The following is a 4,605-nucleotide window of genomic DNA, read 5'->3' on the forward strand; positions in this document are numbered from 1 at the left end:
ACCCAAGGTTACGCGCGGCTCCGGTTCGGCTGCGACGACCAGCACCCACCAGGCGCGGTAGCTCGTGCGCGGATCCTTGGAGAGCGCGATGCCGTAGCGCGTCGCCTCTTTCATCCGCAGATTGGCGTCGTGGCCGGGGGATTTGCGCCAGCCCTCGAAAGCCTCCTCGACGGAGAAGTAGCCCCCGCCGAGATTTTCCGCGACGCGGGCGGAATCGAGGCCTGCCGCCTCGACGCGCCCGCCGAAGCTGCCGCCGGCGTCATGGGAGAGGGCGTTCTTCGCGACCATGGCGTCGGCCTGGCGCTGGGCCATCGCCATCAATCGCGGATCGGGCCGGACGGGTGCGAGGCCGAGGCTGGCGCGATAGGCGTTGAGGATGCGCCCTGCCTGCGCCGGATCGAGGGAGACGGTGTTGAGCCGCTCGACCATGCGGGGATCGAGCGGGCCTTCGCGGCGGGGCTCGCTCGCGCAGCCGGCAAGGAGGAGGGTGAGGGCCAGCAGCGGCGGGGCGATCACGGTCTTCATGGGTTCGGCTCGATTGGGGGCGCGATGCGATGCCGTCAGATCAGGGCCATTCTGGGGCCGAACGCCATTATTCCCATGAGCGAGAGGTGGCCGGTGACGGCAAGATCGCCCACAACCTTGACTTTCGCCACATTCTTCCGCTTTAAGACGCCATCCGTTTCGCCGACATCGCCGAAACCACATCCGCCGACCGGGCCGCGCAAGCCGCTTCCATGAGCCCGGAGGTCAACGTCCGACAGCGCAGTTGCGCCCTCGGGCGCGAAACCGTTTGGCGATGAGGTTCCGRCTGTGACGGTTCCTTGAGGCAAAGCAGGCAGGTCCGCATGTTCGGCACGCTGAGCGAAAGACTCTCCGGCATCCTTTCGGGGCTGACCCGCCGGGGTTCGCTGACCGAGGAGGACGTCAACGCMGCSCTGCGCGAGGTTCGCCGCGCGCTGCTSGAGGCSGATGTCGCGCTCGAGGTCGTGCGCWSKTTYACCGACAAGGTRCGYGAGCGCGCSGTCGGCGCCGAGGTGTTGAAATCGGTCACGCCCGGCCAGCAGGTCATCAAGATCGTCAACGACGTCCTGATCGACACGCTGGGCGGGGAGGGCGAGGGCATCGGCTTCGACGCCGTGCCGCCGGTGCCGATCCTGATGGTCGGTCTGCAGGGCTCCGGTAAAACCACCTCCACGGCCAAGATCGCCAAGCGCCTGACCGAGCGCAACAAGAAGAAGGTGCTGATGGCGTCGCTCGATACGCGACGCCCGGCCGCCATGGAACAGCTCGCCATTCTCGGCACCCAGGTCGGCGTGCAGACGCTGCCGATCGTCGCCGGCCAGTCGGCTGTGCAGATCGCCAGGCGCGCGATCGAGGCCGCCCGTCTCGGCGGCTACGACGTCGTCATGCTCGACACCGCCGGGCGCGTCACGCTCGACGACACGCTGATGGAAGAGGTCGCGCAGGTGAAGGCTGCGACCAGCCCGCATGAGGTGCTGCTCGTCGCCGACGCACTGACCGGCCAGGACGCAGTCAATACCGCCCGCGCCTTCGACGCCCGCGTCGGTCTCACCGGCATCGTGCTGACCCGTATGGACGGCGATTCGCGCGGTGGCGCGGCGCTCTCGATGCGCGCCGTCACCGGCAAGCCGATCAAGCTGGTCGGCACCGGCGAAAAGGTCGACGAACTCGACGATTTCCACCCCTCGCGCGTCGCCAACCGCATCCTCGGCATGGGCGACATCGTCTCGCTCGTCGAGAAGGCGGCGCAGACGGTCGATGCCGACAAGGCGCAGGCGTTGGCGCAGCGGCTCGCCAAGGGCAATTTCGACCTCGACGATTTGCGCATGCCATGCCCGATCCCTCGAAGATGGACCCGGCCCAGCTCGCGGAACTGCAGAAGCAGCTCGGCGCGGGCGGGGGCCTGCCGGCGATGCCGCCGGGCGGTTTCCCTGGATTGCCGAAGGGCGTCACCCCGCCCGCCGGCATGATGCCGAAGCTTCCAGGCCTTGGCGGCGGCCTGCCGGGGCTGGGCGGCGGCCCGTTCGGCAAGAAGAAATAGCCTTTACCGTTCAACCCGACTTCAACGTTCAACCAAAGGAAGAAGACCCATGTCCCTCAAGATCCGCCTGACCCGCGGCGGCGCCAAGAAGCGCCCCTATTACCGCATCGTCGTCGCCGACGCCCGTTCGCCGCGCGATGGCCGCTTCATCGAGAAGATCGGCTCCTACGATCCGATGAAGCCGAAAGATTCGGCCGAGCGCGTCGTGCTCGACCTCGAGAAGGTCCAGTCCTGGCTCGCCAAGGGCGCCCAGCCGACCGACCGCGTCCTGCGCTTCCTCGATGCCGCCGGCCTCGCCAAGCGCCCGGCTCGCAACAACCCGAACAAGGCCGTTCCGGGCGAGAAGGCCAAGGAGCGCGCTGCGGCCAAGGCCGAGAAGGCTGCCGCCCCGGCCGCCGAAGAAGCTTCCGCCGAGGCGTGAGCTTGACGCTGCACTGCCGTCATTCCGGGACGGGCCGCAGGCCCGGGCCCGGAAGCCATGAACACGTCGTTCATGACAAGGTGGCGGTGTGCTCCGGTCATCGTGGTGTTCATGGGTTCCGGGCTCGCAGCTTCGCTGCGCCCCGGAATGACGGATGATGGCTGGCACCGACAATCTCGTCCTGCTCGGTATCGTCGGCGCGCCGCATGGCGTGCGCGGCGAGGTCAGGATCAAGACCTTCACCGGCGATCCGCTCGCGATCGCCGATTATGGCCCGCTGACCGACGGCAAGGGCCGCAATTTCGAGATCATCGACATCCGCCCTGCCAAGGAGGTCGTCGTCGCCCGGCTCAAGGGCGTGGCCACGCGCGAGGCAGCCGAGGCGCTGAACGGCGTCGAGTTGTTCGTCTCGCGCGACAAGTTGCCGGCAGCCGAGGACGAGGACGAGTTCCTGCAGGCCGACCTCATCGGTTGCAGCGTTGTCGGGCCGGATGGCGTGCCGCTCGGCACCGTTTCCACCGTCGCGAATTACGGCGCGGGCGACCTGCTCGATATCGAGACGCCGGATGGGCGCTCCGTCCTGATGCCCTTCACCAAGGCCTTCGCGCCGCGCATCGACATCGCCGCGCGCCGCATCGAGGCCGAGCCGCCCGCAGGATTGTTCGAGCCCGACGATGGTCGCAGAGATGACGCCAAGCGATAAGCCCGCCCGCGCGCTGATCTTCGACATGGACGGCACCGTCGTCGACAACATGCGCTATCACGAGGCGGCATGGGGGCGACTCCTGACCGAGCACGGCCTGCCTTTCGACGCCGACAGCTTCTTCAAGAAGACCGCCGGCATGGCCTCGGCCGAAATCCTCGTCCCCCTGTTCCCGGATGCCGATGCGGCGCGGATCGACGCGCTCGGGCACGACAAGGAAATCTATTACCGCGAGGATTATGCCCCGCATGTCGCGCCGCTGGCCGGCTTGCTCGCGCTGATGGCACGGGCCGATGCTGCCAAAGTGCCGATGGCGCTCGCCACCGCCGCTCCTCCGGGCAATGTCGATCTGGTGCTCGACAAGCTGAAGCTGCGCGAGCGCTTCGTCACGGTCGTCTCTCCCTCGCAGGGCTTTCCCGGCAAGCCGAACCCGGACCTCTTCCTGGAGGCGGCGCGGCGCATGGGTGTTCCGGCGGCCGACTGCCTTGTTTTCGAGGATGCACCCAATGGCGTCGAGGCCGCGCGGCGGGCGGGCATGCGGGCTGTGGCGCTGCTCACCATGCTCGATGCGCAGGCCTTCGCCGCTTATGATAACCTGATCGCCTCGGCGCGCGATTTCACCGCGCTGGACGGGTTGCCCGCGCTGCGCTTTGCTTGACGGCATGCCCTTCCGCGCCTCGATCCTGACGCTCTATCCGGAGATGTTTCCCGGGCCGCTCGGCATCTCGCTGGCGGGCGAGGGGCTGCGCAAGGGGCTGTGGTCGCTCGACACCCACCAGATCCGCGAGCACGGCATCGGCCGGCATCGCAATGTCGACGACAATCCGGCCGGAGGCGGGGCCGGCATGGTGCTGCGCTGCGACGTGCTGGCGGCGGCCATCGATGCCGCCGTGCCGACCGATGATGAACGCCCGCGCCTGCTGATGTCGCCGCGCGGGCGGCCCTTGCAGCAGCGCCAGGTGCGCGAATGGGCTGACGGTCCCGGCCTCGTCATTGTCTGCGGGCGCTTCGAGGGAGTCGATGAGCGCGTCATCGAGGGGCGCAACCTGATCGAGGTCTCGATCGGCGACTACATCCTCTCCGGCGGCGAGATGGCGGCGCTGACGCTGCTCGATGCCTGCGTGCGCCTGATTCCGGGCGTGATGGGCAAGGAAGCCTCCGGCKMGGAGGAGAGTTTCGAGAACGGSYTGCTCGAATATCCGCACTACACGCGSCCGCGCGARTGGGAGGGCAGGGGCCTGCCCGAGGCGCTGCTGTCCGGCGACCATGCCCGCATCGCGAAATGGCGGCGCGAGCAGGCGGAGAGGATCACGCGCGAGCGGCGGCCGGATTTGCTGAGGGAGCGGGGCGAGGGGTGATCCCTTGCCGTCATTCTAGGGCGGAGCGCAGCGCAGATCCGGAAAATTCGTTCAGAAG

At 68.1% G+C, this 4,605-nt stretch carries 6 protein-coding genes and 1 pseudogene; 5 read left to right on the top strand and 2 right to left on the bottom strand.

Annotated elements, in window-relative coordinates; all coding sequences use genetic code 11:
* On the bottom strand, positions 1 to 525 hold a 525-nt coding region (locus AB4Y99_RS26750), incomplete at its 3' end, for a CAP domain-containing protein (RefSeq protein WP_441525463.1).
* A gap of 35 nt (positions 526 to 560) precedes the next feature.
* Positions 561 to 728: a hypothetical protein gene (locus AB4Y99_RS26755; protein WP_441525464.1), complete on the bottom strand. Its 168-nt coding sequence runs from the start codon at positions 726 to 728 to the stop codon at positions 561 to 563.
* A gap of 120 nt (positions 729 to 848) precedes the next feature.
* On the opposite strand from AB4Y99_RS26755, the pseudogene AB4Y99_RS26760 reads away from it, so the two are divergent.
* The 5 genes and pseudogenes from AB4Y99_RS26760 to trmD all read left to right on the top strand — a co-directional run.
* A pseudogene (locus AB4Y99_RS26760) lies at positions 849 to 1,847 on the top strand (signal recognition particle protein); the annotation flags it as partial.
* 267 nt (positions 1,848 to 2,114) lie between these two features.
* Positions 2,115 to 2,486: a 30S ribosomal protein S16 gene (gene rpsP, locus AB4Y99_RS26765; RefSeq protein ID WP_038359098.1), complete on the top strand. Its 372-nt coding sequence runs from the start codon at positions 2,115 to 2,117 to the stop codon at positions 2,484 to 2,486.
* A gap of 154 nt (positions 2,487 to 2,640) precedes the next feature.
* Positions 2,641 to 3,189, top strand: a complete 549-nt coding sequence (gene rimM / locus AB4Y99_RS26770; RefSeq protein ID WP_441525465.1) for a ribosome maturation factor RimM — start codon at positions 2,641 to 2,643, stop codon at positions 3,187 to 3,189.
* A complete protein-coding gene (locus AB4Y99_RS26775; protein WP_441525466.1) occupies positions 3,173 to 3,847 on the top strand; it encodes an HAD family hydrolase in 675 nt (224 codons plus the stop codon). Before rimM ends, AB4Y99_RS26775 begins: the two co-directional genes overlap by 17 nt.
* A 4-nt stretch (positions 3,848 to 3,851) precedes the next feature.
* Positions 3,852 to 4,547 carry a tRNA (guanosine(37)-N1)-methyltransferase TrmD gene (trmD, locus tag AB4Y99_RS26780; protein ID WP_441525467.1) on the top strand — a complete coding sequence of 232 codons (696 nt, stop codon included), beginning with the start codon at positions 3,852 to 3,854 and terminating at the stop codon, positions 4,545 to 4,547.
* Positions 4,548 to 4,605 lie beyond the last annotated feature (58 nt).

Source organism: Allobosea sp. TAB14 (genome assembly GCF_052113865.1).
Lineage (GTDB): Bacteria > Pseudomonadota > Alphaproteobacteria > Rhizobiales > Beijerinckiaceae > Allobosea > Allobosea spartocytisi.

Coding starts and splice junctions, on each gene's coding strand:
- rpsP (WP_038359098.1), top strand. CDS start 2,115: ATGTCCCTCAAGATCCGCCTGACCCGCGGCGGCGCCAAGAAGCGCCCC.
- rimM (WP_441525465.1), top strand. CDS start 2,641: ATGATGGCTGGCACCGACAATCTCGTCCTGCTCGGTATCGTCGGCGCG.
- AB4Y99_RS26775 (WP_441525466.1), top strand. CDS start 3,173: ATGACGCCAAGCGATAAGCCCGCCCGCGCGCTGATCTTCGACATGGAC.